General features: G+C 70.5%; 25 protein-coding genes. 11 read left to right on the top strand and 14 right to left on the bottom strand.

Going from position 1 to position 25,511, the window contains the following annotated elements; translation table 11 throughout:
• Positions 1-3: 3 nt before the first annotated feature.
• Complete coding sequence (locus KLO01_RS15830) at positions 4-1,146, bottom strand: tyrosine-type recombinase/integrase (protein WP_147066925.1); 1,143 nt, start codon at positions 1,144-1,146, stop codon at positions 4-6.
• A 533-nt stretch (positions 1,147-1,679) separates the two neighbouring features.
• Here KLO01_RS15830 and KLO01_RS15825 point away from each other — a divergent pair.
• Positions 1,680-2,156: a hypothetical protein gene (locus tag KLO01_RS15825; protein WP_147066923.1), complete on the top strand. Its 477-nt coding sequence runs from the start codon at positions 1,680-1,682 to the stop codon at positions 2,154-2,156.
• 9 nt (positions 2,157-2,165) lie between these two features.
• Here the strand turns inward: KLO01_RS15825 and KLO01_RS15820 are convergent, their stop codons facing one another.
• Together KLO01_RS15820 and KLO01_RS15815 are read right to left on the bottom strand one after the other, a co-directional pair.
• Positions 2,166-2,432: a hypothetical protein gene (locus KLO01_RS15820; protein WP_147066921.1), complete on the bottom strand. Its 267-nt coding sequence runs from the start codon at positions 2,430-2,432 to the stop codon at positions 2,166-2,168.
• A gap of 469 nt (positions 2,433-2,901) precedes the next feature.
• Positions 2,902-3,156, bottom strand: coding sequence for a helix-turn-helix domain-containing protein (locus KLO01_RS15815; protein WP_147066920.1), 255 nt, complete (start codon positions 3,154-3,156; stop codon positions 2,902-2,904).
• An 89-nt stretch (positions 3,157-3,245) separates the two neighbouring features.
• Between KLO01_RS15815 and KLO01_RS15810 the strand changes: the two genes are divergently transcribed.
• Both KLO01_RS15810 and KLO01_RS15805 read left to right on the top strand, forming a co-directional pair.
• Positions 3,246-3,680 carry a helix-turn-helix domain-containing protein gene (locus KLO01_RS15810; protein ID WP_147066918.1) on the top strand — a complete coding sequence of 145 codons (435 nt, stop codon included), beginning with the start codon at positions 3,246-3,248 and terminating at the stop codon, positions 3,678-3,680.
• Entirely contained in the window at positions 3,655-4,728 is a 1,074-nt protein-coding gene (locus KLO01_RS15805) for a tyrosine-type recombinase/integrase (RefSeq protein ID WP_147066916.1), read from the top strand. Before KLO01_RS15810 ends, KLO01_RS15805 begins: the two co-directional genes overlap by 26 nt.
• A 21-nt stretch (positions 4,729-4,749) precedes the next feature.
• Here KLO01_RS15805 and glnA read toward each other — a convergent pair whose 3' ends face one another.
• Entirely contained in the window at positions 4,750-6,174 is a 1,425-nt protein-coding gene (gene glnA, locus KLO01_RS15800) for a type I glutamate--ammonia ligase (protein ID WP_147066914.1), read from the bottom strand.
• Positions 6,175-6,350: 176 nt separating this feature from the next.
• Here glnA and KLO01_RS15795 point away from each other — a divergent pair, with 176 nt between their 5' ends.
• On the top strand, positions 6,351-6,761 hold the full coding sequence (locus KLO01_RS15795; protein WP_345119516.1) for an RDD family protein: 411 nt from the start codon (positions 6,351-6,353) through the stop codon (positions 6,759-6,761).
• A gap of 3 nt (positions 6,762-6,764) precedes the next feature.
• On the opposite strand, the gene KLO01_RS15790 is transcribed toward KLO01_RS15795, so the two are convergent.
• From KLO01_RS15790 to lipB, 4 genes are all read right to left on the bottom strand, one after another.
• Positions 6,765-7,439, bottom strand: a complete 675-nt coding sequence (locus KLO01_RS15790) for a LysE family translocator (RefSeq protein WP_186828086.1) — start codon at positions 7,437-7,439, stop codon at positions 6,765-6,767.
• Between the two features lie 145 nt (positions 7,440-7,584).
• On the bottom strand, positions 7,585-8,322 hold the full coding sequence (locus KLO01_RS15785; protein ID WP_147066908.1) for a DUF4191 domain-containing protein: 738 nt from the start codon (positions 8,320-8,322) through the stop codon (positions 7,585-7,587).
• Between the two features lie 67 nt (positions 8,323-8,389).
• Positions 8,390-9,415: a lipoyl synthase gene (gene lipA / locus KLO01_RS15780; RefSeq protein WP_147066906.1), complete on the bottom strand. Its 1,026-nt coding sequence runs from the start codon at positions 9,413-9,415 to the stop codon at positions 8,390-8,392.
• Between the two features lie 121 nt (positions 9,416-9,536).
• Complete coding sequence (gene lipB / locus KLO01_RS15775; protein ID WP_147066904.1) at positions 9,537-10,169, bottom strand: lipoyl(octanoyl) transferase LipB; 633 nt, start codon at positions 10,167-10,169, stop codon at positions 9,537-9,539.
• Between the two features lie 95 nt (positions 10,170-10,264).
• On the opposite strand from lipB, the gene KLO01_RS15770 reads away from it, so the two are divergent.
• The 3 genes from KLO01_RS15770 to KLO01_RS15760 are packed head-to-tail and all read left to right on the top strand — an operon-like array spanning position 10,265 to position 14,212.
• Entirely contained in the window at positions 10,265-12,553 is a 2,289-nt protein-coding gene (locus tag KLO01_RS15770; RefSeq protein ID WP_246136257.1) for an MMPL family transporter, read from the top strand.
• 10 nt (positions 12,554-12,563) lie between these two features.
• Positions 12,564-13,616 (top strand): Gfo/Idh/MocA family protein, encoded by a 1,053-nt coding sequence (locus tag KLO01_RS15765; protein ID WP_147066902.1) that lies wholly within the window; start codon positions 12,564-12,566, stop codon positions 13,614-13,616.
• Positions 13,613-14,212 (top strand): DinB family protein, encoded by a 600-nt coding sequence (locus KLO01_RS15760; RefSeq protein ID WP_246136256.1) that lies wholly within the window; start codon positions 13,613-13,615, stop codon positions 14,210-14,212. Before KLO01_RS15765 ends, KLO01_RS15760 begins: the two co-directional genes overlap by 4 nt.
• A 13-nt stretch (positions 14,213-14,225) precedes the next feature.
• Here the strand turns inward: KLO01_RS15760 and KLO01_RS15755 are convergent, their stop codons facing one another.
• Positions 14,226-14,957: a Type 1 glutamine amidotransferase-like domain-containing protein gene (locus KLO01_RS15755; protein ID WP_147066900.1), complete on the bottom strand. Its 732-nt coding sequence runs from the start codon at positions 14,955-14,957 to the stop codon at positions 14,226-14,228.
• A 68-nt stretch (positions 14,958-15,025) separates the two neighbouring features.
• Between KLO01_RS15755 and KLO01_RS15750 the strand changes: the two genes are divergently transcribed.
• Entirely contained in the window at positions 15,026-16,558 is a 1,533-nt protein-coding gene (locus tag KLO01_RS15750) for a serine/threonine-protein kinase (protein WP_147066898.1), read from the top strand.
• On the opposite strand, the gene KLO01_RS15745 is transcribed toward KLO01_RS15750, so the two are convergent.
• The 3 genes from KLO01_RS15745 to lpdA are packed head-to-tail and all read right to left on the bottom strand — an operon-like array spanning position 16,555 to position 20,823.
• Positions 16,555-17,454 carry a TIGR01777 family oxidoreductase gene (locus tag KLO01_RS15745; RefSeq protein ID WP_147066896.1) on the bottom strand — a complete coding sequence of 300 codons (900 nt, stop codon included), beginning with the start codon at positions 17,452-17,454 and terminating at the stop codon, positions 16,555-16,557. The two genes, KLO01_RS15750 and KLO01_RS15745, sit on opposite strands and share 4 nt — an antisense overlap.
• A 4-nt stretch (positions 17,455-17,458) precedes the next feature.
• Entirely contained in the window at positions 17,459-19,405 is a 1,947-nt protein-coding gene (gene sucB / locus KLO01_RS15740) for a 2-oxoglutarate dehydrogenase, E2 component, dihydrolipoamide succinyltransferase (protein WP_147066894.1), read from the bottom strand.
• Positions 19,406-19,443: 38 nt separating this feature from the next.
• On the bottom strand, positions 19,444-20,823 hold the full coding sequence (gene lpdA / locus KLO01_RS15735) for a dihydrolipoyl dehydrogenase (RefSeq protein WP_147066892.1): 1,380 nt from the start codon (positions 20,821-20,823) through the stop codon (positions 19,444-19,446).
• Positions 20,824-21,046: 223 nt separating this feature from the next.
• Here lpdA and KLO01_RS15730 point away from each other — a divergent pair, with 223 nt between their 5' ends.
• Positions 21,047-21,376, top strand: a complete 330-nt coding sequence (locus KLO01_RS15730; RefSeq protein WP_147066890.1) for a hypothetical protein — start codon at positions 21,047-21,049, stop codon at positions 21,374-21,376.
• 3 nt (positions 21,377-21,379) lie between these two features.
• On the opposite strand, the gene KLO01_RS15725 is transcribed toward KLO01_RS15730, so the two are convergent.
• The gene (locus tag KLO01_RS15725) at positions 21,380-22,309 is read right to left on the bottom strand and encodes a matrixin family metalloprotease (RefSeq protein WP_147066888.1); all 930 of its coding nucleotides are present in this window, start codon (positions 22,307-22,309) and stop codon (positions 21,380-21,382) included.
• A 173-nt stretch (positions 22,310-22,482) separates the two neighbouring features.
• Here KLO01_RS15725 and KLO01_RS15720 point away from each other — a divergent pair, with 173 nt between their 5' ends.
• On the top strand, positions 22,483-22,674 hold the full coding sequence (locus tag KLO01_RS15720) for a DUF5302 domain-containing protein (RefSeq protein WP_147066886.1): 192 nt from the start codon (positions 22,483-22,485) through the stop codon (positions 22,672-22,674).
• A 93-nt stretch (positions 22,675-22,767) separates the two neighbouring features.
• On the opposite strand, the gene KLO01_RS15715 is transcribed toward KLO01_RS15720, so the two are convergent.
• Positions 22,768-24,288, bottom strand: a complete 1,521-nt coding sequence (locus KLO01_RS15715) for a leucyl aminopeptidase (protein ID WP_147066884.1) — start codon at positions 24,286-24,288, stop codon at positions 22,768-22,770.
• 101 nt (positions 24,289-24,389) lie between these two features.
• Between KLO01_RS15715 and gcvT the strand changes: the two genes are divergently transcribed.
• The gene (gene gcvT / locus KLO01_RS15710) at positions 24,390-25,502 is read left to right on the top strand and encodes a glycine cleavage system aminomethyltransferase GcvT (RefSeq protein WP_147066882.1); all 1,113 of its coding nucleotides are present in this window, start codon (positions 24,390-24,392) and stop codon (positions 25,500-25,502) included.
• Positions 25,503-25,511: the final 9 nt, after the last annotated feature.

Here is a 25,511-nt window from a genome sequence, read left to right as displayed (position 1 = left end):
CTTTCAGGTGCCGGTGATGGTGTCGGACAGGGTTGAGGCGGCCTGTTTGGCGACCTCGGGGATGACCTGGCTGTAGGTGTCGGCGGTGACGGTGATGGAGGAGTGCCCGAGCCGTCTGCTCACTTGGAGGAGGGGTTCCCCTGCGGTGAGACCGAGGGAGGCTGAGGTTCCTCGCAGGTCGTGCAGCCGGATTTTGGGGACGTCGGCCTGCTTGCACAAGGTGGTGAAGCGTCGGCTGACGTAGGCGGGGTGCAGCGGGCCTCGGGTGGTGGTGAAGATGAACGTGTCATCCAAGTCCATCGAGCTGGTCCAGTCATGCTCGAGGAGTGCCCGGCGCTGGAGCTTGGAGAGCTGGTCGGCGGTGGTGGCGTCGAGGAAGACGACCCGGATCCCGGCTTCGCTCTTGGGCAGACCGATGAGGACTTCACCGGCGACCAGGGTGATCGCTCGCTGGATGTGGACCGAGCTGTCAGAGGCGTTGACGTCACCCCACTGCAGGCCGATGGCCTCTCCTCGGCGCATCCCGGTGATGAGCATGAGCCGGAAGAGAAGGCCGTGCGGGTCGTTCTTGGTGGTCCTTAGGAAGCGGTCGGCTTCCTCACGGGTCCAGATCTTCGCCCGGTACCTGACGGGCTTCGGGAGCTCGACGGTGGTCGCGGGGTTGCGTCGGATGAGGCCACGCTTCTCCGCGGTCGACAGGGCGCTGTGGAGTGTGGCGTGGATCCTGCGGAAGGTCTGGGCGGAGATCGGTTGTCGACGGGCTTCTTGGGCCTTCTGGAGCCGTTCGAGGACCTCTTCGATGTGTCGGGAGCGAAGGTCGACGAGCTTGAGCCTGCCGAGCTCGGGGATGAAGACCTGGTCGAGGTGACGCTGGTACTCCACCTTGGTCGAGGGGCGCAGGCCTCGCTTCCCCTCGAGCCACTGACTGAGGAAGACGCCAACCGTGATGGTGTCGTCGGGCAGGTCTGCGGTGCGGACCTCTTCACTTGTCTTGGCCAGCCACGCCTGAGCTTGGCGTCTGGTGTCGTGGGTGCTGGTCTTCTGCCTGCGCTGGCCGTCGGGTCGAGGTGGCAGGTCGATGACGGCGTGCCAGCGGCCAGGAGAACCGTCAACTTTGGTGCGTCGGTAGATGCTTCCTGCGGACATGCGTGTTCCTTTCTGGACATGACGAAGGCCCGGTCGAATGACCGGGCCCGGGGTGGTGGAGTGCTACTGGGGAGGGAGGGGACCGAAGGCTTCGTCGGCGTGCTGGGCTGCCTCGGTCCAGGCGTCGAGGAAGGAGTGGAGCGCCTCCCTGTTGGCGACGTAGACCAAGACCCTGCCGACGCGAACTGCGACCTGACCTCGCTGCGGCCCGGACAGTGGCGGGAGCACCCGAACGGCCACCTCTTGCCTCCCGGCGGCCAGGACTTGGGACGCAACCTCGAAACGGTTGTCGAACGTCGTGCGGCCTTGGACCGAGGTGACGCTTTGGATGGACATGCTGACTCCGTTCTTTGACAGAAAGAAAGCCCCGACCGTGTGGTCGAGGCCGAGGGCTCTCCCTCAGCGAAAGAGCCTTAAGGGTTTTCCTGTCTGCAATTTGACGAGGTTATCCCACCCCTTAATTATACCAAAATTGGGCGCAATTTGCATTGTTCGCAGGTCGGCGCTATTGCGCTGCGCGAGACTATGGACGCATGAGTGAAGACGCGGATGGTGGTTCTGAGGGGGCAGGCAATGACGGAAGCCGTCGCAAGTCTTCGAAGAGTCAGAAGAAGGTGCAGGCACGCCGCCGTGGTCTGGAGTGCGTCAAGGGCATTCTGCAAGGGAAGACGTATCAAGAGGTCGCTGACGAGCAGGGGTACTCATCTCGCGGAGCAGTGCACCGCGTCGTCCAGCAGACTCTGGCCCAAGAGCAGGCTGAGACCATCGATGAGCTCCGCACCCTCGAGCTCGCACGTCTGGACTCTCTCCAGCGCGCCTTCTACCCTGCCGCGACAGCTGGAGACCTCAAAGCTGCTGAGATGGTGCTGAAGGTGATGGCCCAGCGGTCCCGTCTCCTGCAGCTCGAACGCGTCGGCGGCCCTGAGCCAGTCACGGAGCATCCAGTTCTGGTCGGTGGAACCAAGGAGCAGTTCCTTGCCGCGCTCCACGAGGGGCGGACTCAGAGCTGAACATCGCCGTCAGTTCGGGGCCTCCGCGGTCGCCTTGATGAGCGCGGCCTGCATCATGTGCTTTGGCACGCCGAGCACTTCTGCTGCACCGAGCAGGTCATGGAACCGCCCACGGCTAACACCGTGCTGAAGCGAATTATGAAGGTACGCGGCCAGTGCGTCGCCCTCCTCCGCCAGTGGCTTTAGGTAGGACTCCACGAGCTCTGGGCTTGGGATAGCGACTTCCTTACGCCGCTCAGTTCCCCGAAGGAGCTGCTCTAGCTCTTGGTCATCCATGCCATATCTCCTCTTTGTGCCGTCAGTTAGAAGCAGTTGCCTCCAACTGTCCTTCTTGAAGTTCGTCGCTCTTCTTGTCTTTGTGGGTGCTCCAGGGTTCGGGGCATATCTCGCCCTTACCCATTGCGTCTGGGTGGCGGAAGCCCTAACCCTGGACTTTCTCCAGTTCTTCGGGGGAGGTCTCGCACCTCCTTCGGCACTTCACGGGGTACATGTCCGCCCCCCCCTAGGCACAGGGGTGCGGCGACGATCCCTACAGGTGTCGAGTTACCGACTCCGGGTTCTCCCCGGAAGCTAGCGCGGGCTGCATCCCCGCCCTCTGAGGTCAGTTGCCTGGCCTCCTGCCCAACGTTGTCTCTCGTTGGGACGAGCACTACCGGCGCTCCGGGAGTAGTGCAGGGGTGGGGCTCATCGCCTGCCTAAGAACGCACAGGCGACCATCTGTTTTCAACCTAAGGACGGCCGCCAGTCACCCCGCGGACCTGCCCAAGCGCGGCACTCCCGGTCGGGAAGGCCCGTCTCTCGGAGGTCGTGAGGGCGCTTCGCCGCCCACGAGGGTGGCCTCGTACTGCTCCTGTTCCCACTCCTCTAGGTCCTCAGAGCGGTAGAACACCCGGCCTCCGAGGCGGAAGGATGGTGGGCCCTCACCACGATGACGCCACCATCGCAGCGTCGCCGCGGGCACGCCCAGACGGGCTGAAGCCTCAGAGGTCGTCAGGTTCATGGCAGTCTCCCTATGCATGAGATAGTCTCATCAGGGATGCTAACCCCATCTCCCGACCACCTTCGCCGTCCGACCAACAGGAGACCTCAATGCAGTCGTTCAAGTCCCAGGTGTGGCAGTCCTTCGGTAGGTCGCTGCGCGAGGCCCGCGAGCAGAGAGGCATGACGCAGGACGAGGTCGCAAGGGCGCTGCTGAGGTTCGGCTCCGGTGGAACACAGTCCTCCATCGCCAAGATGGAGCGAGGCGACCGCATGGTCGGCATCGACCACCTCGCGGCCTTGGCATGGATCCTGCGCGTCGACGCTGATCGGCTCCTGCCGTTGGTTGTGGACCGCGAGGATGAGGACGCCCACGTTGCCGCTCTCATGGCGGAACGAGAGCACCTCGCCGCCCAGCGCCGCGAGCTTCAGAACCGCTGGGAGAAAGTGGAACGGCAGTTGTTGGCAGTCGATAGCCCCCCTAACCGTCAAGTGGTCCTAGTGCCCGAAGGAAGGGACGATGGCAAGCATTCAGAAGAGGCCTGACGGTCGATGGCGCGCCCGGTACCGGGATGCCTCTGGCAAGGAGCACGCCCGACACTTCACCCGCAAGGTCGACGCGCAGCGCTACCTCGACGAGGTCACAACGGCGATCGGCACAGGACACTACGTGGACCCCACCCGGGCACGCATGACCGTGCAAGAGTGGGCCGAGCGCTGGATCCAGACCTACTCAAGTCGCAGACCCGCAACCGTGCGCCAAGCCCAGGTGCAGCTGAGGCGCATCGTCGCCCGCTTCGGTGCCCGCCGACTCGCGGATCTCCGCCCCTCGGACATCAAGGCCTGGACGACAGAGATGGCGTCGGAGGGCCTCAAGGAGTCCACCATCTACTCCAACTACCGACGGCTGGCCCAGCTCCTCGGTGACGCGGCCCACGACGGCCTGATCCCTCGCTCACCCTGCTCCCGGCGAACCTCTCCCAGACAGCCACCTCAGCGCCCGTTCGTCCCCACGACGGAGCAGGTCTTCGCCCTCTACGACGCACTCTCGGAACACCTACGGCCCGCCGTGCTCCTGGGTGCCTTCGCGGGCCTGCGTATCTCGGAGGCAGTGGCGCTGCGGGCCGACGACGTTGACTTCACACGTGGAGTCGTCGCGCCAGCGGTGCAGCACGGCGACACGCCCCTCAAGTCGACGGCGAGTGGCGCGCCCGTGCCCATCCCGCAGGACCTCGCCTTGCAGCTCGCTGGTGCCCTGCAGCGAAGCGGAGGCACCACTTTGGCCACCGACGCCGCAGGAAGGGCCACCACCCCGTGGGCGGTGCGCCGGGCCATCGCCGCCGCCAAGGCCAGCAACCCCAACATCCCCGGGGAACTGCGGTTCCATGACCTCAGGCACTACTACGCCAGCCTGCTGATCGGAAGCGGCCTGGACATCAAGGTCGTCCAGACCCGCCTGCGGCACGCCAGCGCGACCACCACGCTCAACACCTACGGACACCTGTGGCCCGACGCAGACGAGTCCGCACGGGCGGCCGTGGGACAAGTGCTGGCTGCTCGTGCGGACTCGTTGCGGACTCAGAGGATCTCATAGGCCCCTGACCTGCGGGTTTACTCAGATGTCGAAGTACATCTCGAACTCGTGCGGGTGCGGGCGGAAGCGGATCGGGTCGACCTCGTTCTTGCGCTTCCACTCGATCCAGGTGTCGATGAGGTCCTGGGTGAAGACGTCGCCCTCGAGGAGGAACTCGTGGTCGGCCTCGAGCGCGTCGAGGACGGCGGGCAGCGAGCCGGGGACCTGCTCGATGGCGTCGTGCTCCTCGGGCGGCAGCTCGTAGAGGTCCTTGTCCACAGGCTCCGGCGGCTCGATGCGGTTGCGGATGCCGTCGAGGCCGGCCATGAGCTGCGCGGCGAACGCGAGGTACGGGTTGCACGACGGGTCCGGGATGCGGAACTCGATGCGCTTGGCCTTGGGCGAGTCGCCGGCGATCGGGATGCGCACGCAGGCGGAGCGGTTGCGCGCCGAGTACACGAGGTTGACCGGGGCCTCGTAGCCGGGCACGAGGCGGTGGTAGGAGTTCACCGTCGGGTTCGTGAACGCGAGGACGGCGGGGGCGTGCTTGAGCAGGCCACCGATGTACCAGCGGGCGATGTCCGAGAGACCGCCGTAGCCGCGCTCGTCGTAGAACAGCGGCTCGCCGTCCTTCCAGAGCGACTGGTGGGTGTGCATGCCCGAGCCGTTGTCACCGAAGATCGGCTTCGGCATGAACGTCGCGGTCTTGCCGCCGGCCCACACCGTGTTCTTGACGACGTACTTGAACTTCATCATGTCGTCGCCGGAGGCGAGCAGCGTGTCGAAGCGGTAGTTGATCTCCTGCTGGCCCGCGGTGCCGACCTCGTGGTGGCTGCGCTCGACCTTGATGCCGACCTTGTCGAGGTTGAGGCAGATGTTGTCGCGCATGTCGGCGAAGTGGTCGACCGGCGGGACGGGGAAGTAGCCACCCTTGTAGCGGGTCTTGTAGCCCTTGTTGCCACCCTCCTCCTCGCGGCCGCTGTTCCACGCCGCCTCGATGGAGTCGATGTAGTAGTAGGAGGCGTTGGCCTTGGTCTCGAAGCGCACGTCGTCGAAGACGTAGAACTCGGCCTCGGCACCGAAGTAGGCGGTGTCGGCGATGCCGGTCGACGTGAGGTAGGCCTCGGCCTTGGCCGCGATGTTGCGCGGGTCGCGGCTGTAGGGCTCGTCGGTGAACGGGTCGACGATCGAGAAGTTCATGATGAGCGTCTTGTGCTCACGGAACGGGTCGAGGTAGGCCGACGACACGTCCGGGATGAGCTTCATGTCGGACTCGTGGATCGCCTGGAAGCCGCGGATCGAGGATCCGTCGAAGGCCTGGCCGTTGGTGAAGAAGTCCTCATCCACGCTCTCGGCCGGCACGTTGAAGTGCTGCATGACCCCGGGGAGGTCACAGAAACGGATGTCGACGAACTTGACGTCCTCGTCCTTGATGAACGACAGGACCTCGTCAGCGGAGCTGAACAAGTGGGGCCTCCTAGGCAAAGGGAACGGCGGGCGGTGCCCGGACATGTCGAGAACCCTAGAGGTGCGCGGTTTCTCGGCCATGACCCGAATGTTTCACCGGTGTTACACCCTGCCAGAGCTGCCCCCGACCCGTCGCGGGCGTCCATGGCCCGACCGCATACAGTCCTCGGGTGAGCATGGAAGAACCGCAGTCGTATGCCGGCGAGCACCTCGGTATGCCGGCCGCCGGACCCGGGGCGATGGCTCCGCTGTGGCGTCGCGCCCTCGGCCTGCTCGTCGACTGGGTGCTCGTCCAAGTCGTGGCCGCCCTGGCGTTCGGGGCCCAGCTGGGCGGCGGAGGAGCGCAGTCGTTCGTCCCCCTCGGGATCCTCGCGGTGCTCAACGTGCTGTCGATCACGGCGTTCGCCGCGACCCCGGGTCAGGCGCTCCTCGGCCTCCAGGTGCTCCAGGTCCGCCCCGGCTCGTTCCCGCTGCAGGTCCTCGTCCGCACGGCCCTGCTGTGCCTCTTCATCCCGGCGATCCTCAACGACCGCAACGGGCGCGGCCTGCACGACGCGGCCGCAGGCACCGTCATCGTCCGCCGCTGAGGCTCAGAGCGCGCGGGTCCCGGTCGCTGCGGTGAAGCCGCCCAGCCCGATGTAGGTCAGGCCGATCGCTATCCGGCCCTTGGCCGAACGCTGGTCCGACCCGTTGCGCTCGGCACGACGTCGGGCCATCCGCGCCGAGATCGTCCCGGCAAGGGCGCCGTAGCTCGTGTCGAAGACCGTGCCGATCGCGACGAACACCGCCCCGAGGACGAGGATCTGGACCGTCATCGACCCACGGGCGGGGTCGAGGAACTGCGGGAAGAACGCGAGGAAGAACAGTGCCACCTTGGGGTTGGCGATGCCGACGACGTAGCCCTGCCGCCAGCTCGTCCAGTCGCTCTGCCGTGCGGGGGCAGCCGTCGGTGTCTCGACAGCAGTGACGGCGTCGGCGCCGCGACGCCGCAGGACACCAATGCCCAGCCACACGAGGTAGCCCGCGCCGACGAACCGCACGACCGAGAGCGCGAGTGCCGAGGTCGCGAGCACCGCCGTGAGCCCGAGCGCCGTCGCCACGACGAACGTCGCCGTCGCGGAGTCGACCCCGAGGGCCGACATGATGCCGACGCGACGCCCACCGGCCACCCCGCGGGCCACGAGGAAGAGCATCGCCGGGCCGGGCAGCAGGATGAGCATCAGCGAGGCCCCGGCGAAGGCAGCGAGGGTGGGAGCGGACGGCATACGCACCATGGTGGACCCGGCCACCCCCACACGGCGAGGGAATTCCGCACACAGGACTACGTCGGAGCTCTTGGCGGGAAATGTCCCTCCGCGTCCCCCGGGCCCCGGCCTCTTTATTCGGCCGTGACCCTCCGCCCGCTGCGGATCATTTCCCGCGCATAGCCTTGCGGTCGACGCGCGCGCGGGTGGGGTCCATGCCGGCGGGGACGCCGGTGCGCAGCCCGCCGAGCGACTTGAGGCGCTTGTTGACGACCGACGTCTCGTCCTTGGTGAGGACCGGGCGCATCCGGCTGAGCTTGGAGCTGATCTTGCTGACCTTGACCTCGCCCTCGCCGTCACCGACGACCCACAGGTGCACGGGCACTCCGGGAGCGACGCGGCTGACCTTCTTCTCCTCGGCCTTGAGCAGCTTCATGACGCGCTGCTTGGGGCCCTCGCCGATGAGGACGATGCCGGGTCGCCCGAGAGCGCGGAAGACCATGGCGGACCCGGAGAGGTCGCTCGGCTTGGAGGCGCGGTTGGCGTCGATGGCGACGGGCTCGGTCGCGGCGTACCAGCCGCGACGACCCATGCTCTGTAGCGCGGCACCCGCGGCGCCGGCCTGGCCCTCGAGCATGCCGTACATGGCCTTGTTGCCCCTGCGGTTCATGACGAACGTCGCCGCGAGCAGGGCAGCCGGGATCGCGATGAGGATGAGGTACCAGCGCCAGAGCCCACCGAGCAGGAAGCCGATGCCGACGATGACGAGGAACGTCACGACCGCGGCGAGCAGCATGAACCAGCCGATCTTCGGATCGACCTGCTTGACCGCGCGGTAGCCCTGGCGGATCTCGGCGAACCGTCCGGGCTTCTTCTCTTCGGTGCTCTCTTTGGCCTTGGCCACGGGGGCGTGCTCCTGCGTCAGTTGGTGGCGCGCGTGGGGCGCGCCGGTGCGAGCGGGTTCTCGAGGATCAGGATACGGCCCGGGCGGAGCGCGCCACCAGCGACGCGGCCTCCTGGCGGGCGGGGTCACCGGCGGCCTGGGCGAGGTGCGACAGGTGCTCGGGGATCGGGCGACCCCACTTCGTCATCGCGGTGGCCCAGAGGCGACCGGCGCGGTAGGAGGAGCGGACGAGCGGCCCGGCCATGACGCCCTTGAAGCCCATGTCCTCGGCGACGGTGCTCCAGTGCACGAACTCCTCGGGCTTGACCCACCGGTCGATCGGGTGGTGCAGCTTGGAGGGCCGGAGGTACTGGGTGATCGTGAGGATGTCGCAGCCCGCGTCGTGGAGGTCGGCGATGGCCTGCTCGACCTCGTGGTCATCCTCGCCCATGCCCAGGATGAGGTTGGACTTGGTGACGAGCTCGGCCTCGCGCGCCATCGACAGGACCTTGAGCGACTTCTCGTAGGTGAAGGCGGGGCGGATCTGGCGGAAGATGCGCGGCACGGTCTCGAGGTTGTGCGCGAACACCTCGGGGCGCGCGTCGAAGACCTGGCTCACGAGCTCGGGCTTGGCGCCGAAGTCGGGCGGGAGGATCTCGACGCCGGTGTTGGGGTTGAGGGCGTGGATCTGGCGGATCGTCTCGGCGTAGAGGCCGGCGGCGCCATCGGGCTGGTCGTCGCGGGCGACGCCGGTCACGGTCGAGTAGCGCAGGCCCATCTGCTGGACGGACTCGGCGACGCGACGGGGCTCGTCGAGGTCGAGCGAGGTCGGGCGACCCGTGGCGATGTCGCAGAAGTCGCAGCGGCGGGTACAGACGTCACCGCCGATGAGGAAGGTGGCTTCCTTGTCCTCCCAGCACTCGAAGATGTTGGGACAGCTGGCTTCCTGGCAGACGGTGTGGAGGCCCTCCTTCTTCACCATGGAGTGCAGCTGGGTGTACTCCGGCCCCATCTTGGCGGTGGTGCGGATCCACTCGGGCTTGCGCTCGATCGGGGTCTCGGCGTTGCGGGCCTCGACACGCAGGAGACGACGTCCTTCGGGTGCGACAGTCACGCGCTCCAGAGTACGCCGCGGGTGAGACACCCCCCACATCCGCCCGGGTCGCCGGGGGCAACGATGGGCGCGAGTCCCACGCTCTGCGCGGACCGGCATACGGCACCGTCGTGAGGAGGACTCAGCCGAGGACGTCGGTGAGGTGCTTCTCGGCGTAGGGGAGGAGGTCCTGGACGGTGACGGTGCGACCGGCCTCGCGGCTGATCGACGAGACGCCGGCATCGGCGATGCCGCACGCGACGATGTTGTCGGCCCACGACAGGTCGGCGTCGCAGTTGAGGGCGAAGCCGTGCATCGTCGTGCGCCGGCTCACGCGCACACCGATCGCGCCGAGCTTGCGGTCGGGGCCGCGGTCGTCGGCGAGCACCCAGACGCCGCTGCGTCCCTCGACCCGCACGGTCTCGACACCGAACTCGCGCGTCATCCGCATCATCGCCTCCTCGAGGCGACGGACGTGCGCGACGACGTCGATCGGGACCTCGGGCAGGCGCACGATCGGGTAGCCGACGAGCTGGCCCGGACCGTGCCACGTGATGAGCCCGCCGCGGTCGACGTCGACGACGGGCGTGCCGTCGAACGGCCGCTGCTCGGGCTGGGTGCGCTTGCCCGCGGTGTAGACGGCGGCGTGCTCGAGGAGCAGCGTCGTGTCGGGCTCGCGGCCCTCGGCCACCGCGGCGTGCAGCTCGCGCTGGCGTTCCCAGCCATCAAGGTAGTCGACGTAGTCGGGAGCGAAGCCCAGGTGCACGAAACGCATGACCCCACCGTATGCCGTCCCGCGCAGAGCGTGGGAACCGCGCGAACCTTCCGACTCGCCTCCTCGGGCGCCAACGGGCACCTAGGGTGAGGCGGGTGACGCACCACAGGGGACAGCACCGGTCGCGCCTGCCTCGCCGGGTGCTGCTCGGTGCCCTCGCCGTCCTGCTCTGCTGGCTGGCCGTGGGGGCGGTCGGAGGGCCCGCCACGGGCCGCCTGTCCGAGGTCCAGAAGAACGACAACGCGTCCTTCCTTCCGACCGACGCCGAGTCGACCGCCGTGCTCGAGGCGGTGAGCAGGTTCAGCGACGAGGACGAGATCCCGCTCTTCCTCATCGCCGAGGAGCGCGACGGCGGCGAGCTCGACGAGCGGGACGGGTTCGCGCTGCTGCAGCTGGCTCGTGAGCTGCCCGCCGTGCCGCTGCCGGGTCTCGACAAGACCCTCGGGGACTACGTCGTCGACGGCGCCCAGATCGTGCCGGTGCCCAGTGAGGACCGCAGGGCCGCGCTGCTCATCGTCCCGCTCACCGAGGCGGCCGTGTCCGACGTCGTCGACGGCGAGGCACCGATCGTCGCGGCCACCGAGGAGCTGCGGGTCAAGGCACGCGTGGCGCTCAACGGCACCGGGCTCACGACGAGCGTCGGCGGCCCCGGGGGGCTGGTCGCCGACTTCTCGGCGGCGTTCGCCGGCATCGACGGGGTGCTGCTGCTCGTCGCGCTCGTCGTCGTCCTCGTCATCCTGCTCGTCGTCTACCGCAGCCCGATCCTGCCCGTCGCCGTGCTGCTCAGCGCCGTCTTCGGGCTGAGCCTCGCGGTGCTCGTCATCCGGCCGCTCGCCGAGAACGGCACGATCGAGCTCTCCGGACAGTCTCAGGGGATCATGTTCATCCTCGTCGTCGGTGCCGCCACCGACTACGCCCTGCTCCTCGTCAGCCGGTTCCGTGAGGAGCTGCACGAGCACGAGAGCGCGTGGGTCGCCCTGCAGCGGGCGTGGCGCGGCTCGGTCGAGCCGATCGCCGCGAGCGCCGCCACCGTCATCCTCGGCCTGCTCTGCCTCATGCTCGCGTCGCTGCGCAACACGGCGGGTCTCGGGCCGGTGGGTGCCTTCGGCGTGGCCGGTGCGCTGCTCGCGTCGCTGACCTTCCTGCCGGCGGTGCTGCTGCTCTTCGGGCGTAGGGCGTTCTGGCCCTTCGCTCCTCGCGTCGACCACCACCACGCGGAGGACGCCGTCGGCACCCGTGCCCTCTGGGGCCGCGTGTCGGGGCTCGTCGGGCGCCACCCACGCCGCACCTGGGTGGTCACCCTCGCGGTGCTGCTCGCCGCCGCAGCGTTCGCGCCGACGTTCAAGGCCGAGGGCGTGACGATCAAGGACACCTTCCTCGTCGCCACCGACTCGGTCGACGCGCAGCAGGCGATCGAGCGCCACTTCGCCGCCGGCGCGGGCAGCCCGATCCAGGTCGTCGTGCCCAGCGACCGCGCCGAGGCCGTGCGGTCGGCACTCGACGCGGACCCCGGGATCGAGTCCGCCTACATCGGCCTCACCCCGCCCGTGCCCGGCCAGCCGGCGCCGGAGGCCGCCCCCGTCGACGGGCTCCAGCTCGTCCAGGGGACCGCCACCGGTGCCGCCGACAGCACCGAGGCCGAGGACACGGTCCGGCGGCTGCGGACCTCGCTCGACGCCGTGAGCCCGGACGCGATCGTCGGCGGCCAGGCGGCGATCAACCTCGACGTGCTCGAGGCCAGCGGGCGCGACCTGCGCGTCATCGTGCCCGCGATCCTCGTCGTGATCTTCCTCGTCCTCTGCCTCCTCCTGCGCTCCTTCGTCGCGCCGCTGCTGCTCGTCGTCGCCAACGTCGTGTCGTTCGCGGCGACGATCGGGGTCTCGGCGCTCGTCTTCGACCACGTGCTGGGCTTCGGCGGGAGCGATCCGGCGATCCCGCTCTACGGGTTCGTGTTCCTCGTCGCCCTCGGCATCGACTACTCGATCTTCCTCATGACGCGGGTGCGCGAGGAGTCCGTGCGCCGTGGGACCCGGCCGGGCATCCTCGTGGGGCTGGCGGTCACCGGGGGAGTCATCACGAGCGCCGGCATCGTCCTCGCGGCGACGTTCTCCTCGCTCACGGTGCTGCCGCTCGTCTTCCTCGTGCAGGTGGCGTTCATCGTCGCCTTCGGTGTCATCCTCGACACCTTCGTGGTGCGCAGCCTGCTCGTCCCGGCGCTCGCGCACGACATCGGCCCGAAGGTCTGGTGGCCGGCCAGGCTGGCGGGGGACCGGGTGGCGCCGAGCGAGGCGGAGCGCGTCGAGGAGGCCCCCGAGACACCCGGGACACCCGAGACCCCCAGGACCTCCGACACCACTGGCACCCTCGGCACCTCGGCCCACTAGGGTCCAGAGGATGGTGAGAGTCGGACTGGCAGGGTACGCATCGGCCGGGCGCGGGATCCACGCGCCACTCATCCGTGACGCGGGCCTCGAGCTCGCGGCGGTGGCCACCTCGAACCCGGAGCGTCGTGCGGAGGTGGCCGCCGACTTCCCGGACGCGCTGGCCGTCGACGACCTCGACGCGCTCCTGAAGGTCGAGGGGCTCGACGTCGTCGTTCTCGCGACCCCGAGCGGCAGCCACGTGGAGCACGCCGAGAAGGTGATCGCGGCCGGCATACCGTGTGTCGTCGACAAGCCGCTGGCCGTCGACGCCGACGACGCCCTCGCACTCGTCGACGCGGCGGCCCACGCCGAGGTGCCTCTCACGGTCTTCCAGAACCGGCGCTACGACTCTCAGTTCACGACCCTGGCGACTGTGGTCGCCGATCGCCTTGCGGGAGAACCGTTCCGGTGCGAGCTGCGCTGGGAGCGGTGGCGTCCGGTCGCCAAGGACCGCTGGCGCGAGAACGCCCCGCCGACCGAGGGCGGCGGCATCCTGCTCGACCTCCACTCGCACCTCGTCGACATGGCCGTGCAGCTGTTCGGCCCGGTCGAGACGGTCTTCGCGACGGTCGCGTCGCGCACGACTCCCGCCGAGGACGACGCCTTCCTCGTATGCCGTCACGAGTCGGGCGTGACGAGTCACCTCGGTGCCACCTCTGTCGCCGGCGCCCCGGGTCCCCGCGTCCGCCTCCTCGGGCGGGACGCGGCCTACGTCCAGAACGACTTCGAGAACGACATCAACGTCTTCCCCGACACCGCCGACTCCGACGGTGAGCACTGCGGCTGGCTCTACCGCGGCGAGGAGCGCGAGCCGGTGCCGACGACGCCCTCGACCCAGGTCGACTTCTACCGCGCCGTCGGCGCAGCGCTCGCTGCCGAGGACGTCCAGGCCGCGATGCCCGTCGACCCCTCCGACGCCGTCCACACCCTCGCCGTCATCGACGCGGCCCGCACGAGCGCCGAGGACGGCCGGGTCGTCGAGGTCATCACGCCCGGCACCCGGCCCCGCGCCGAGGAGGCGTGACGGTGTACGACGACCCCAAGGCCGTCCTGCTGCGCTACCTCACGGTCGCCCGCAGCGCCGTCCGCTGGAAGGTCGACGGCCTGTCGGAGTACGACGTCCGACGCCCCATGACGCCGACGGGCACCAACCTGCTCGGCGTCGTCAAGCACCTCGCCGCGATGGAAGCGGGCTACTTCGGGGACTGCCTCGGCCGGCCGCTCCCGGACCTGCCCGACTGGTACGCCGCCCTCATGGACGACACCCTCGCGGACAACGGCGACATGTGGGCCACCGCCGAGGAGTCCCGCGAGGCGATCGTCGACCTCTACACCCGGGCGTGCGCGCACGCCGACGCCGTGCTGGCCGACCTCGACCTCGACGCGACCGGCACCGTCTCGTGGTGGGGTGAGGGCGGCGAGACGGTGCCGGTGCACGTGCTCCTCGTGCACATGATCGCCGAGACCAACCGGCACACCGGGCAGATGGACATCGTCCGCGAGCTCGTCGACGGCGCGACCGGCATGCGGGCCGATGCGCCGAACCTCCCGGAGCAGGACGTGCACTGGTGGGTGGCCTACCGGCAACGGCTCCAGGAGAGCGCCGACCGGTTCCGCTGAGCGACGGGCCCGTTCAGGGGTTGCGCAGGCGACGCGGCTCGATCCGCTCCTCGACGGCGGCGTCGCCGTCACGCGTGACGACGTAGGCACCCTTGCCGTCGCGCTCCGAGACCGCCTCGACGAGCTCGGTGCCGTGGTAGACGAGGCCCACCCCGTCGTCGGTGCAGTGCGTGTCGGGCAGCGTGCCGTTCGCGACGAGCTCGTGGACGAGCGGCCGCCGTCGGGCCTCGGAGTCGTAGTGGACACCGTTGCCGTAGGGCAGGAACGCGAGACCGTTGGTGACGGCACGCAGCTCGGGGCCGAACGAGTCGGTGGTGCCACCGGCATACCAGCAGATCGAGCCGGCGGAGACACCCGAGAGGACGACTCCCGCCTCCCACGCGCCGCGCATCGCGGAGTCGAGGTCGTGCACGCCCCAGACGGCGAGGAGGTTCGCGACCGAGCCGCCGTTGACCCAGACGACGTCCTGTTCCAGGAGGTGGCCGGCGACGTCGTCGACGCTCGGCATCGGGAAGAGGTCGAGCGTCGAGATGTCGAAGCCCGCCACCCGGCCGGCCTGGTGCACGTGGTCGTTGAAGAACCGCTGGTCACCGCTGGCCGTGCCGAGGAACGCCACCTTGGGGCGACCCTGCGCACCCGACAGCTCGACGGCGTGGTGCACGAGCGCGTCGAACTCGAGGTAGGTGCGGCTGGCGGGGCGGTAGCCACCGGACGTGGCGAGGATCGTGGGCTGCGGAGCTGGCATGCGGCGACCCTAGCCGGGCCTGTGGAAAAGCTCGCGGCCGTGTCCTCGATCTCGTGGACCGTGGGTGCATGGAGACCTCGGAGCGCACCACCACGACCCGGTATGCCGGCCGCCACCGGATCGTGGACCACACGGCTCCCAGCCTTCCCGGCTACGACGTCGTCGAGCCGATCGGTGAGGGCGGGACGGGCACCGTGTGGTCGGCGGTGGCACCCGACGGCTCGACGGTCGCGATCAAGGTCGTGCCGGCCGTCGACGCCGACGACGCCCTCGTCGAGCTCGCGGTGCTCGGCCGCATCCGCGACCCGCACCTCGTGCGGCTCCACGAGGCGACCACCCTGCCGAGCGGTGACGTCGCACTGGTGCTCGACCACCTCGCCGGGGGCACCGTGGGCACGGTGGTGCGGACCCGTGGGCACCTCGCTCCCGGCGAGCTCGTCACCCTGCTCAGCCCGGTCTCGTCCACCGTGGCGCGCCTGCACGGCCTCGGTGTCGTCCACGGTGATTTGTCGCCCGACAACGTGCTGCTCGACCTCGACGGGCGTCCCTTCGTCGCCGACCTCGGGGTCGCGCGCATCGCGGGAGCCGATCCTGCCGGGCTGCGCGGCACCGAGGGCTTCGTGGCGCCCGAGGTGCTCGCCGGTGCTGTTCCCAGCGCGGCGTCCGACGTGCACTCGCTCGGTGCCCTCGCCTGGTTCTGCCTCACCGGGGAGGCGCCCGGGCCGGCAGTGGTGCGTGGGCGTCTTGCCGAGCACGTCGACGGACTGCCGGACGAGCTGGTCGAGACGGTCGAGCTGGCGCTGCGCACCCGGCCGGAGGAGCGGCCGGACGCCGACGCGCTGGCCGTGGCGATCTTCGAGAGCGCACCGCCCGAGCCCGTCGTCCTCGCCCGGGGGAGTGACGAGGTGGGACTGCTGACCCGACGCATCCGCGCTGCGGCCCGCCCAGCGGTGGTGGGGGCGGGGGTCGTCGGGGCCACCCCGCACCGCATCGCAGTGGTCGCCCGCACCCTGCTGCCGTGGGTCGCGGTGGCGGCCGTCGTCACTGTCGTGGTGCTGGGAGCCCTGGCCTGGACCGGTTCTCGTGACGACGCCCGAGCCACGACCACAGCCGGGACCACAGCCGCGACCACGCCACGGGCTCCTGGTCCCGACGGTCCCGGCGCCTCACCCGACGCGCGCCGGAGCCGGGGTGGCGCGGACCCCCGATCGCTCGTCGATGCGCCCCAGCGCGACCCGACAGCCCTCGTGCAGGCCCTGGCCGACGCACGGTCCGTCGCGTGGTCAGCCGGCGTCGCCGCGCGTCTCGTCGAGGTCGACGCGCCACGGTCGCCCGCGCTCGCCCGGGACACCGAGGTCCTCGCAGCAGTGCAGCGTGCCCGGCAGCGCTACGTCGGGCTCGCGTTCACCGTGCGTGACGCTGAGGTGGTCGCGCGCCGGGGCGTGATCGTGACGATCCGCACCCGGATCGACACCGGTGCGCACGTCGTCCGCGGCCCGGCCGGGGAGGTGGCGCGGCCACCTGCGGCCGGCGCACCCGTCCTCCTCGACGTCGTACACACGGACTCGGGGTGGCGCGTGCACGACGTGCGCGAGGCCTAGGAGCGGTCCGAGAGCAGCCACCGGACGGCGTCCGGCAGTGTGGCGTGCTCGTGCTCGAAGCCGCTGTCGAGCAGACGCTGGGGGAGGGCGCGCTGGCTGGCGAGGATGTCGCTCGACATCTCGCCCAGCACGGCACGCAGGGCGAACGCCGGCGCAGGCAGCAGCGTCGGGCGGTGGAGCTGGCGACCCATCTCGGCGACGATCTCGCGCTGGGGCGCGGGCTCGGGCCCGGTGAGGTTCACCGGACCCTCGAGCCCCTGGTCCAGGACGTGCAGGACCGCGCGGACCTCGTCGACGAGGGTGATCCACGACCAGTAGTGGCGACCGTTGCCGAGCGGTCCGCCGAGCCCGAGCCTGGTGAGCAGGAGCAGCGGCTTGAACGCGTCGCCTCGGGCGGCGAGCACGATGCCGGTCCGGAGGAGGGCGACCGGCGCGCCGGCGGCACGTGCGGGCTCGGTCGAGCCCTCCCAGGCGCGCACGAGGTCGCTGAGGAAGCCCGAGCCCCCGTCGCTGTCCTCGGTGAGCACCTCGTCGCCGCGGTCGCCGTAGTAGCCGACCGCGGACCCGTTGACGAGGTGGATGGGGCGTCCGGTCGCGGCGATCGCCCCGGCCAGAGCCGTCGTCCCGTCGGTGCGTGACGAGATGAGCTCGGCCTTGAACGACGGTGACCACCGCTTGTCGCCCAGGCTCGCGCCCGCGACGTTGACCACGGCGTCGACGCCGTCGAGCACGTGCGGGTCGAGGTGGCGCGAAGCGGGGTCCCACTGGACCTCCGAGGCGTGCTCCGGCGGGCGACGGACCAGACGGACGACGTCATCTCCGCGGTCGCGCAGCGAACGACACAGCGCACCGCCGATCAGACCGGAGGAGCCGGCGACGGCGATGCGCTGTGTCATGGGCTCAGAGACCGAGGTCGGCCTCGAACGCGCCTTCCTCGAGCCGTTCCTTGACCGTGGTGAGGAAGCGGGCCGCGTCGGCTCCGTCGACGATCCGGTGGTCGTAGGACAGGGCGAGGTAGACCATCGAGCGGATCGCGATGGTCTCGCCGCCGTCGCTGTCCTTGACCACGACCGGACGCTTCACGACCGCGCCGGTGCCCAGGATCGCGACCTGCGGCTGGTTGATGATCGGGGTGTCGAAGAGCGCGCCCCTGGACCCGGTGTTGGTGATGGTGAAGGTGCCACCGGCCAGGTCGTCGGGGGTGATCTTGTTGGTGCGGGTGCGCTCCGCGAGGTCGGCGATGTTGCGCGAGAGGCCGGCGATGTTGAGGTCTCCGGCGTTCTTGACGACGGGGACCAAAAGGCCCTTGTCGGTGTCGACGGCCATGCCGACGTTCTCGCTGCCGTGGTAGATGACGTTGTCACCCTCGATGCTCGCGTTCACCGTGGGGTGGACCTTGAGCGCCTCGATGGCGGCCAGCGTGAAGAAGGGCAGGAAGCTCAGCTTGGTGCCCTCGCGGCGGGCGAAGTCACCCTTGGCCCGGTCGCGCAGTCGTGCGATCTTCGTGACGTCGACCTCGACGACCGTCGTCAGCTGCGCCGACGTCTGCAGCGACTCGACCATCCGCTTGGCGATCACCTTGCGCAGGCGCGTCATCGGCTGGGTCGTGCCACGCAGGTCGCTCTCGGGCGAGGCGGCCTTGGAGCCCGACGACTGCGCCGGAGCGGCAGCAGCCGGGGCGGGTGCGGCAGGTGCCTCGGCCGGGGCCTTGGCGGCCTCGGCAGCGGCGAGCACGTCCTGCTTGCGGATCCGACCGCCGACACCGGTGCCCTTGATGCTGGCGAGGTCGATGTCGTTCTCGGCCGCGATCTTGCGCACGAGCGGGGTGACGTAGGCGGAGGCGTCCTGGTCGTCGCTCGACGCCGAGGACGCGGGCACGGAGGACTGGGGAGCCGAGGACTGCGGCGCGGGCGCGGCGGCCCGGGCCACCTCACCCTCGGACGCGGCGGGCTCGTCGGGAGCGGCCTGCTGCTGTGCCGGGGCCTCGGACGTCTGCTCGGCGGGGGCCTCCTCCTGCTTGGGGGCCTCCTGCTTCGGCTCCTCCTGCTGGGGTGCCTCCTGCTTCGGCTCGGCGGGGGCGGCCTCGGCAGCCGGGGCGGACTGCGACCCACCGTCGCCACCACCGACGACGGCGAGGTCCGCGCCGACCGGCACGGTCTCGTCCTCCTGGACGAGGATCTTGCTCAGCGTGCCCGCGACGGGCGAGGGGATCTCGGTGTCGACCTTGTCGGTCGAGACCTCGAGGAGCGGCTCGTCGACGGCGACCTCGTCACCCTCGGCCTTGAGCCAACGGGTGATCGTGCCCTCGGTGACGGACTCGCCGAGCGCCGGCATGGTCACGGTCGTGCCACCGCCACCGCCACCGCCCGAGGACGAACCGCTGTCGGAGGACGTCTCGGCCGGAGCCTCGGTGTGCGGGGTGGCCGGCTCCTGGCCGCCCTCGTCGCCGGCTGCGGCGACCTCGTCCTGCTGCTGGGGGGAGTCGACGGCGTCGCCGTCACCGGACTGACCGGAGCTGTCCTCGCTCGCGGGAGCGGACTCGGCCGGAGCCTGGCTCTCCTGCTCGGCAGGCTGCTCGGCCGGTGCACCGGAGTCGTCGCCGCCCGCGGCGCCGTCACCGATGACGGCGAGGTCGGCGCCCACGGCGACGGTCTCGTCCTCCTCGGCGAGGATCTCCTGGAGCGTCCCGGCGACCGGGGAGGGGATCTCGGTGTCGACCTTGTCGGTCGAGACCTCGAGCAGCGGCTCGTCGACCTCGACCTGGTCACCGACGTTCTTGAGCCACCGGGTGACGGTGCCCTCGGTCACGGACTCGCCGAGGGCGGGCATGGTCACACGTTCGGACATGGTGGGTGTTCTCCTATCGACGGTGGCGTGCGTCAACTCTAGTTGTGAGCATGCAGGGGTTTGCCGGCGAGCGCCAGATGGGCCTCGCCGAGTGCTTCGTTCTGGGTCGGGTGGGCGTGGATCAGGGGTGCGACGTCCTCGGCGTGGGCCTCCCAGCCGACGATGAGCTGGGCCTCGCCGATCTGCTCGCCCATGCGCGCGCCGACCATGTGGACACCGACGACGGGCCCGTCCTTGGAGCGCACGAGCTTGACGAAACCCTGCGTCTGGAGGATCTGGGACTTGCCGTTGCCGCCGAGGTTGTACTCGTAGGTCTCGACCTCGCCGTGGACCTCGCGGGCCTGCGCCTCGGTCAGGCCGACGGACGCGATCTCGGGGTCGCAGTAGGTGACGCGGGGGATGGTGCTCTCGACGATGGTCGCGGGCTTGAGCCCGGCGATCTCCTCGGCGACGAAGATGCCCTGCTGGAACCCGCGGTGCGCGAGCTGGAGGCCCGGGACGATGTCTCCCACGGCATACACGCCCTCGGCGCTGGTCCGGAGGCGGTCGTCGGTGGTGACGAAACCGCGGTCGAGCGTGACTCCTGCCTCCTCGTAGCCGAGGCCGTCGGTCACGGGACCGCGCCCGACGGCGACGAGCAGCAGGTCGGCCTCGATGCTCGTGCCGTCCTCGAGGGTGACGGTGACGACGTCGCCGTCCTGGGTGGCGCCGGTGAACTTCACCCCGGTCTTCGCCGTGATCTTGCGCTTGCGGAACGCGCGCTCGAGGACCTTGGACACGGCCTCGTCCTCGGCGGCGACGAGCCGCGGGAGCGCCTCGACGACCGTGACCTCGGAGCCGAACGAGCGGAAGACCGATGCGAACTCGACGCCGATGACCCCGCCGCCGAGGACGACGACGCGGTCGGGCACGTGGTCGAGCTGCAGCGCCTGCTCGCTCGTCATGATGCGGCCGCCGATCTCGAGACCGGGCAGCGTCCTCGGGTACGAGCCGGTCGCGAGGACGACGTGCGTGCCGGTGACCCGACGGCCGTCGACCTCGACGGTGGAGCGGTCGACGAGACGTCCGGACCCCTCGACGATGACGACCTTGTGCGCCTTGGCGAGTCCGATGAGGCCCTTGTGCAGGCGGCTGACGACGCCGTCCTTGTAGGCGTTGACGCCGGCCATGTCGATGCCCTCGAGCGTCGTGCGGACGCCGAACTGCGCGCCCTCGCGGGCGCTGTCGGCGACCTCGGCCGCGTGGAGCAGGGCCTTGGTCGGGATGCAGCCGACGTGCAGGCAGGTGCCGCCGAGCTTGGCCTTCTCGACGAGGGCGACCCGCAGACCGAGCTCCGCGGCGCGGAAGGCGCAGGCGTAGCCCCCGCTCCCGCCTCCCAGGATGACGACGTCGTAGCTGTCCTCGGCGGTGGCCGGCATGGGTGCTGCTCCCTCTGTGGGTCAGGGGCGCCCGCTCGATCGGGTCTCGTCGACGTCGCGCCAGTTCCGGCCCATCCTGTCACTGCGTCGTGGCGGGCGTCACACGAGGTCAGGTCCACCGCGAACCGGTCCCGTGCGCCGTCCCCACGCAGGGCGCGGACCCGCGCCCACCCGCCACGGCGGGTTCCAGCCCACGCCCAGCGTGCGCCCGTATCGTGTCGCCATGGCGTGGTGGAGGCGAAGCAAGCGGCGTGAGGCCGCATCAGGTGCGACGGCACCGTCGAAGGACGACCTGCGACGGGCGCGCGCCAACTTCACGGAGTTCGCGACGAGCCACCGTGGGGTCGAGGCGTACGTCGAGCCGGCCACCAACGTCACGGCGACCACGGTCATCCTCATCGCCCACGACGGGGAGTGGATGCGCCGGGCGGTGCCCTCGCGCGACGACGGCTTCCGCCTCGCCACCGAGCTGCAGCTGCCGACCTACGACGTCAACCAGACGGGCTACCCCCAGCGCATGCGCGACTGGAACTCGCGCCAGCGTCGTCGCTGAGCCTCACACCCCGTGGGCGCAGGGTGCGTCCGCCAGCCGGGCGAGGCCACGACGGTCGCCGTCGCCGAGACCGACCTGGCCCTCGTAGCGCGCCATCATGAGCTGGTCCGGGTCGTCCACGTGCCCGAGCCCCAGCAGGTGGCCGAGCTCGTGGGCGACGACGGCCACGGCGTCGACGTGGCCCCGCGGCCGCGACAGCATGAGGGCGAAGTCGGGCCCGTCGAGGTGCACCATGCCGGTGACGCTGCGGAGCCGGCCGCTGTCGTCGGCGACCGCCTGGCTGCCCCCGATGCCGAGCGTCTCGCCCTCGAGGCGCGGGTCGCCCTGCGGGGTCGTCCAGGCGATGAGGGCGGGGGACCACTCGTTGCCGTATCTGGCGCGGTCGACGGCCGGTCGCTGCTCGCTGGCGCGCTCGTCGGTCGGGCCGTCGACGACGATCTGGAGCCCCGCCGCGGGCGAGATCATCGACAGGGCCTCGCGCAGGATGCCGTCGGCACCCTCGGGCGCCGCCTCGCCGTTGACCACGAGGTGCAGCGGGCGGCACGGGTCGTAGGCCGCGGGCCCGAGCGTGTTCTCGGCCATGAAGGTGTAGCCACCCGAGCCACCGGGCGCCACGGGTTGTGGGAGCAGCCGGCTCGGGCGCGAGTCGGGCGCGACGGGAGGGCGTCCGTCCGCGACGGGGATGACGGCGGCGACGTGGTCGATCTGGTCGGTCGCGGCCGTGCGCACCCAGAGCAGGCCGCCGGTCAGCACCAGGACGACGAGCGGCAGGGCGGTGAGACGACGGCGACGCGAGGCGGGCGCGACGGCATACGGGGTCGGCAGCGGGGCGGGCCACGCGGGACCGGCGACGACGGTCGCGGCGTCGAGCCGGTCGAGCTCGGCGAGGCGTCGGCGCATGAGGCGGCGGCGACGCCGAGGTCCCAGCGTCACCCGGTCCAGCCACGCACCCGCCGACATCCTCACAAGATCGCACCCGCGCGGGGTCGGCGTCCCGGTGTTGGCGACTTCCGCGTCGCAGAGCTCGCGTGTCGCAAAGCCTGTGGCAGTCGCGACCGCCGCCGTGCGAGAGTGAGGGAGACCGCACCACCGATCCAGGAGGCCCCGTGTCCGATTCGAAGAGTCCGCGCCCGACCCCGAGCGAGGACATGAAGAAGAAGTTCCGAGAGGCTCTGGACAAGAAGCACGCGCACGGCGGCGCCGACGTCTCCGACACCTCGGAGCGCTCCAAGGTCGACCACGGCCACGGTCCCGAGACCTCCGGCCGCGACCAGATGTTCCGCCGCAAGTCCGGCTGACGCACTCACTGATTGCCCGTTCGGGCCCGGCACGCTGCGGAGAACCGCGGCGTCAAGGGGCCCGAACGGGCAATCAGTGCGTCTGGGGGTTTTTCAGGCGGTGCGGGACTCGATGAGCCGCACGAGCGTGGCGACGCCGTAGCCGGTGCCGCCCTTGGGGGTCGCGCCGTCGGCACCCTTCTCGTTGAACGACGGGCCGGCGATGTCGACGTGCGCCCAGTCGATGCCCTCGCCGACGAACTCCTGGAGGAACAGGCCGGCGGTGAGCATGCCGCCCCAGCGGTCGGCCTTGTGCGCGAGGTCGGCGACGACCGAGTCGAGCCCGGCGCGCAGCTCGCGCGGCAGCGGCATCGGCCACGAGTCCTCGCCCTCGGCGGCGCCGGCGTCGACGACCGCCGAGCGGAAGGTGTCGTCGTTGCCCATGACACCCGCGACGCGGCTGCCGAGGGCGACCATCTGCGCACCCGTGAGGGTCGCGATGTCGACGATGACGTCGGGCTTGGCCTCGCTCGCGAGGCAGATGCCGTCACCGAGGACCATGCGTCCCTCGGCGTCGGTGTCGATGATCTCGACGGTCGTGCCGTTGCGCATCGTCACGACGTCACCGGGACGCTGGGCGGTGCCGCTCGGCATGTTCTCGGCGAGGCAGAGGTAGCCGGTGACCGCGACGGGCCCACCGAGCTCGGCGGCCGCGAGGACGGCCGCTGCGACGGCGGCAGCACCGGCCATGTCGGACTTCATCGTGAGCATGCCGGCCGCCGGCTTGATGCACAGGCCACCCGAGTCGAAGGTGATGCCCTTGCCGACGAGGGCGACGGAGCCGCCCTTGGCGCCACGACCGCTGGGGGAGTAGGTCATCGTCACGATGCGCGGCGGGTTGGCCGAGCCCTGGCCGACGCCGACGATGCCACCGAAGCCGCCCTTGGCGAGGGCCTTCTCGTCGAGGACGGAGACCGAGACCTTGCCCGACGACGCGGCGACGGCGGCCTTGACGCGCTCGACGAAGGTCTGCGGCGTGAGGAGGTTGGGCGGCGTGTTGACGAGGTCGCGCGCGAGGTCGCGGGCGGAGCCGATGACGGCGGCGCGCTCGACGGCGGCCTTGACCGACTTGCCCTGGCCCAGCGTCGAGACGACCGTGACCTTGGGACCGGTGGACGCGGGAGCCGCGGTCTTCTTCGAGCCGACCGACACCCGGGTGGAGGAGGCGTCGAAGGTGTAGCACCCGGCATACGCACCGTCGGCGACGGCCGCGAGCGCAGCCTCGTCGGTGGCGGGCAGACCGACGGCGACCGACGACTTGGTCGCGACCGAGCGAAGCGCGGAGCCGGCAGCGGCACGCAGGACGTCGGGGGTGACCTCGGCGGCGGGGCCGAGACCGGTGACGACGACGGCCGTGGCGTCGACGTCGGGGACGGCGACGACGCGGACGACCTCGCCCGGCTTGCCCTTCGCCTCGAGGTCGGAGAGGACGGCGTCGAGGTGCCTCGCGGCGGCCTTGGGCAGGCCGTGGCCGGACGCCAGCTCGGCACCGGAGCCGGTGGAGACGGAGCCGACGACGAGGGCGTCGACCTTGAGCGTCGCGAGGTCGCGGGTGGAGAGGTTCAGGCTGGGCACTGCGGTCACTCCTGACAGGTCTGCGGGCGGGCGAGATCGTCGCCCCTTCGCGTCGCACCCTAGCCGTGACGGTCATCCGGGCCGCGCGATAGCGTGCCCACATGACCGATCTGCTGCACTCTCCCGTCCATGACCGTCACGTCGCCCTCGGCGCCAAGATGGCCGACTTCGGCGGGTGGGAGATGCCGATCGAGTACCCCGGCGGCGGCGTCGTCGCCGAGCACACCTCGGTGCGCGAGCGGGTCGGCCTCTTCGACGTGAGCCACCTCGGCAAGGCCCGCGTCAGCGGCCGCGCCGGCGACGTGAGCGCGGTCGACTTCGTCAACGCCTGCCTCACCAACGACCTGCGCCGCATCGGCCCCGGCCAGGCCCAGTACACGATGTGCTGCCAGGACGACGGCGGTGTCGTCGACGACCTCATCGCCTACGTCCGCAGCGACGAGGACGTCTTCCTCATCCCCAACGCGGCCAACACCACGGCCGTCGTCGAGCTGCTCCGCGCGGCCGCCCCCGAGGGCATCGAGGTCGAGAACCTCCACGACGCGTATGCCGTCTTCGCCGTCCAGGGTCCGCGCAGCGACGAGGTCCTCACGTCCCTCGGGCTCCCCGTCGACCACGACTACATGTCGTTCGCCGAGACCGAGTGGGAGGGCCAGCCGGTCATCGTGTGCCGCACCGGCTACACCGGTGAGCGCGGCTACGAGCTCGTGCCGACCTGGGGCGCCGCGGCGGGTCTCTGGGACGCCCTCGCCTCCGCGGTCGCGGACCAGGGGGGTATGCCGGCCGGTCTCGGCGCGCGCGACACCCTCCGCACCGAGATGGGCTACCCGCTGCACGGCAACGACCTCAGCACCGAGATCACGCCCGTCATGGCCGGCGCCGCGTGGGCCGTCGGTTGGGACAAGGACACGTTCTGGGGCAAGGAGGCGCTCGCCGAGCAGCGCGCCGCCAAGACCTCGCGTCTCAACCGTGGTCTCGTCGTCACCGGTCGCGGCATCCCGCGCGCGCACTGCTCCGTCCTCAAGGACGGCGAGGTCGTCGGCGAGGTGACCTCCGGGACGTTCAGCCCGACCCGCAAGGAGGGCATCGCCCTGGCCCAGCTCGAGCGCTCGGTCGCGGTCGGCGACGAGGTCGTCATCGACGTGCGTGGCCGTGAGGTCCCGGCGACGGTGACCAAGCCCCCGTTCGTCGAGGTCGGCGTCCGCGAGTCCTGAGGGGCCCGG

Origin of the sequence: Knoellia locipacati (assembly GCF_007992835.1) — a bacterium.
GTDB lineage: Bacteria > Actinomycetota > Actinomycetes > Actinomycetales > Dermatophilaceae > Knoellia > Knoellia locipacati.
The sequence above is the reverse complement of the archived record's forward strand: the minus strand, read 5'-3'. Positions and strand labels throughout refer to the sequence as shown.

What these genes read in the sequence shown, in the direction of transcription:
- KLO01_RS15730 (WP_147066890.1), top strand. Translation starts at nt 21,047, where the DNA reads ATGGCGTGGTGGAGGCGAAGCAAGCGGCGTGAGGCCGCATCAGGTGCG.
- KLO01_RS15765 (WP_147066902.1), top strand. Translation starts at nt 12,564, where the DNA reads ATGGTGAGAGTCGGACTGGCAGGGTACGCATCGGCCGGGCGCGGGATC.
- KLO01_RS15795 (WP_345119516.1), top strand. Translation starts at nt 6,351, where the DNA reads ATGGAAGAACCGCAGTCGTATGCCGGCGAGCACCTCGGTATGCCGGCC.
- gcvT (WP_147066882.1), top strand. Translation starts at nt 24,390, where the DNA reads ATGACCGATCTGCTGCACTCTCCCGTCCATGACCGTCACGTCGCCCTC.
- KLO01_RS15825 (WP_147066923.1), top strand. Translation starts at nt 1,680, where the DNA reads ATGAGTGAAGACGCGGATGGTGGTTCTGAGGGGGCAGGCAATGACGGA.
- KLO01_RS15820 (WP_147066921.1), bottom strand. Translation starts at nt 2,432, where the DNA reads ATGGATGACCAAGAGCTAGAGCAGCTCCTTCGGGGAACTGAGCGGCGT.
- sucB (WP_147066894.1), bottom strand. Translation starts at nt 19,405, where the DNA reads ATGTCCGAACGTGTGACCATGCCCGCCCTCGGCGAGTCCGTGACCGAG.
- KLO01_RS15755 (WP_147066900.1), bottom strand. Translation starts at nt 14,957, where the DNA reads ATGCCAGCTCCGCAGCCCACGATCCTCGCCACGTCCGGTGGCTACCGC.
- KLO01_RS15805 (WP_147066916.1), top strand. Translation starts at nt 3,655, where the DNA reads ATGGCAAGCATTCAGAAGAGGCCTGACGGTCGATGGCGCGCCCGGTAC.
- KLO01_RS15750 (WP_147066898.1), top strand. Translation starts at nt 15,026, where the DNA reads ATGGAGACCTCGGAGCGCACCACCACGACCCGGTATGCCGGCCGCCAC.
- lipB (WP_147066904.1), bottom strand. Translation starts at nt 10,169, where the DNA reads ATGCGTTTCGTGCACCTGGGCTTCGCTCCCGACTACGTCGACTACCTT.
- KLO01_RS15830 (WP_147066925.1), bottom strand. Translation starts at nt 1,146, where the DNA reads ATGTCCGCAGGAAGCATCTACCGACGCACCAAAGTTGACGGTTCTCCT.
- lpdA (WP_147066892.1), bottom strand. Translation starts at nt 20,823, where the DNA reads ATGCCGGCCACCGCCGAGGACAGCTACGACGTCGTCATCCTGGGAGGC.
- KLO01_RS15815 (WP_147066920.1), bottom strand. Translation starts at nt 3,156, where the DNA reads ATGAACCTGACGACCTCTGAGGCTTCAGCCCGTCTGGGCGTGCCCGCG.
- KLO01_RS15745 (WP_147066896.1), bottom strand. Translation starts at nt 17,454, where the DNA reads ATGACACAGCGCATCGCCGTCGCCGGCTCCTCCGGTCTGATCGGCGGT.
- KLO01_RS15810 (WP_147066918.1), top strand. Translation starts at nt 3,246, where the DNA reads ATGCAGTCGTTCAAGTCCCAGGTGTGGCAGTCCTTCGGTAGGTCGCTG.
- KLO01_RS15790 (WP_186828086.1), bottom strand. Translation starts at nt 7,439, where the DNA reads ATGCCGTCCGCTCCCACCCTCGCTGCCTTCGCCGGGGCCTCGCTGATG.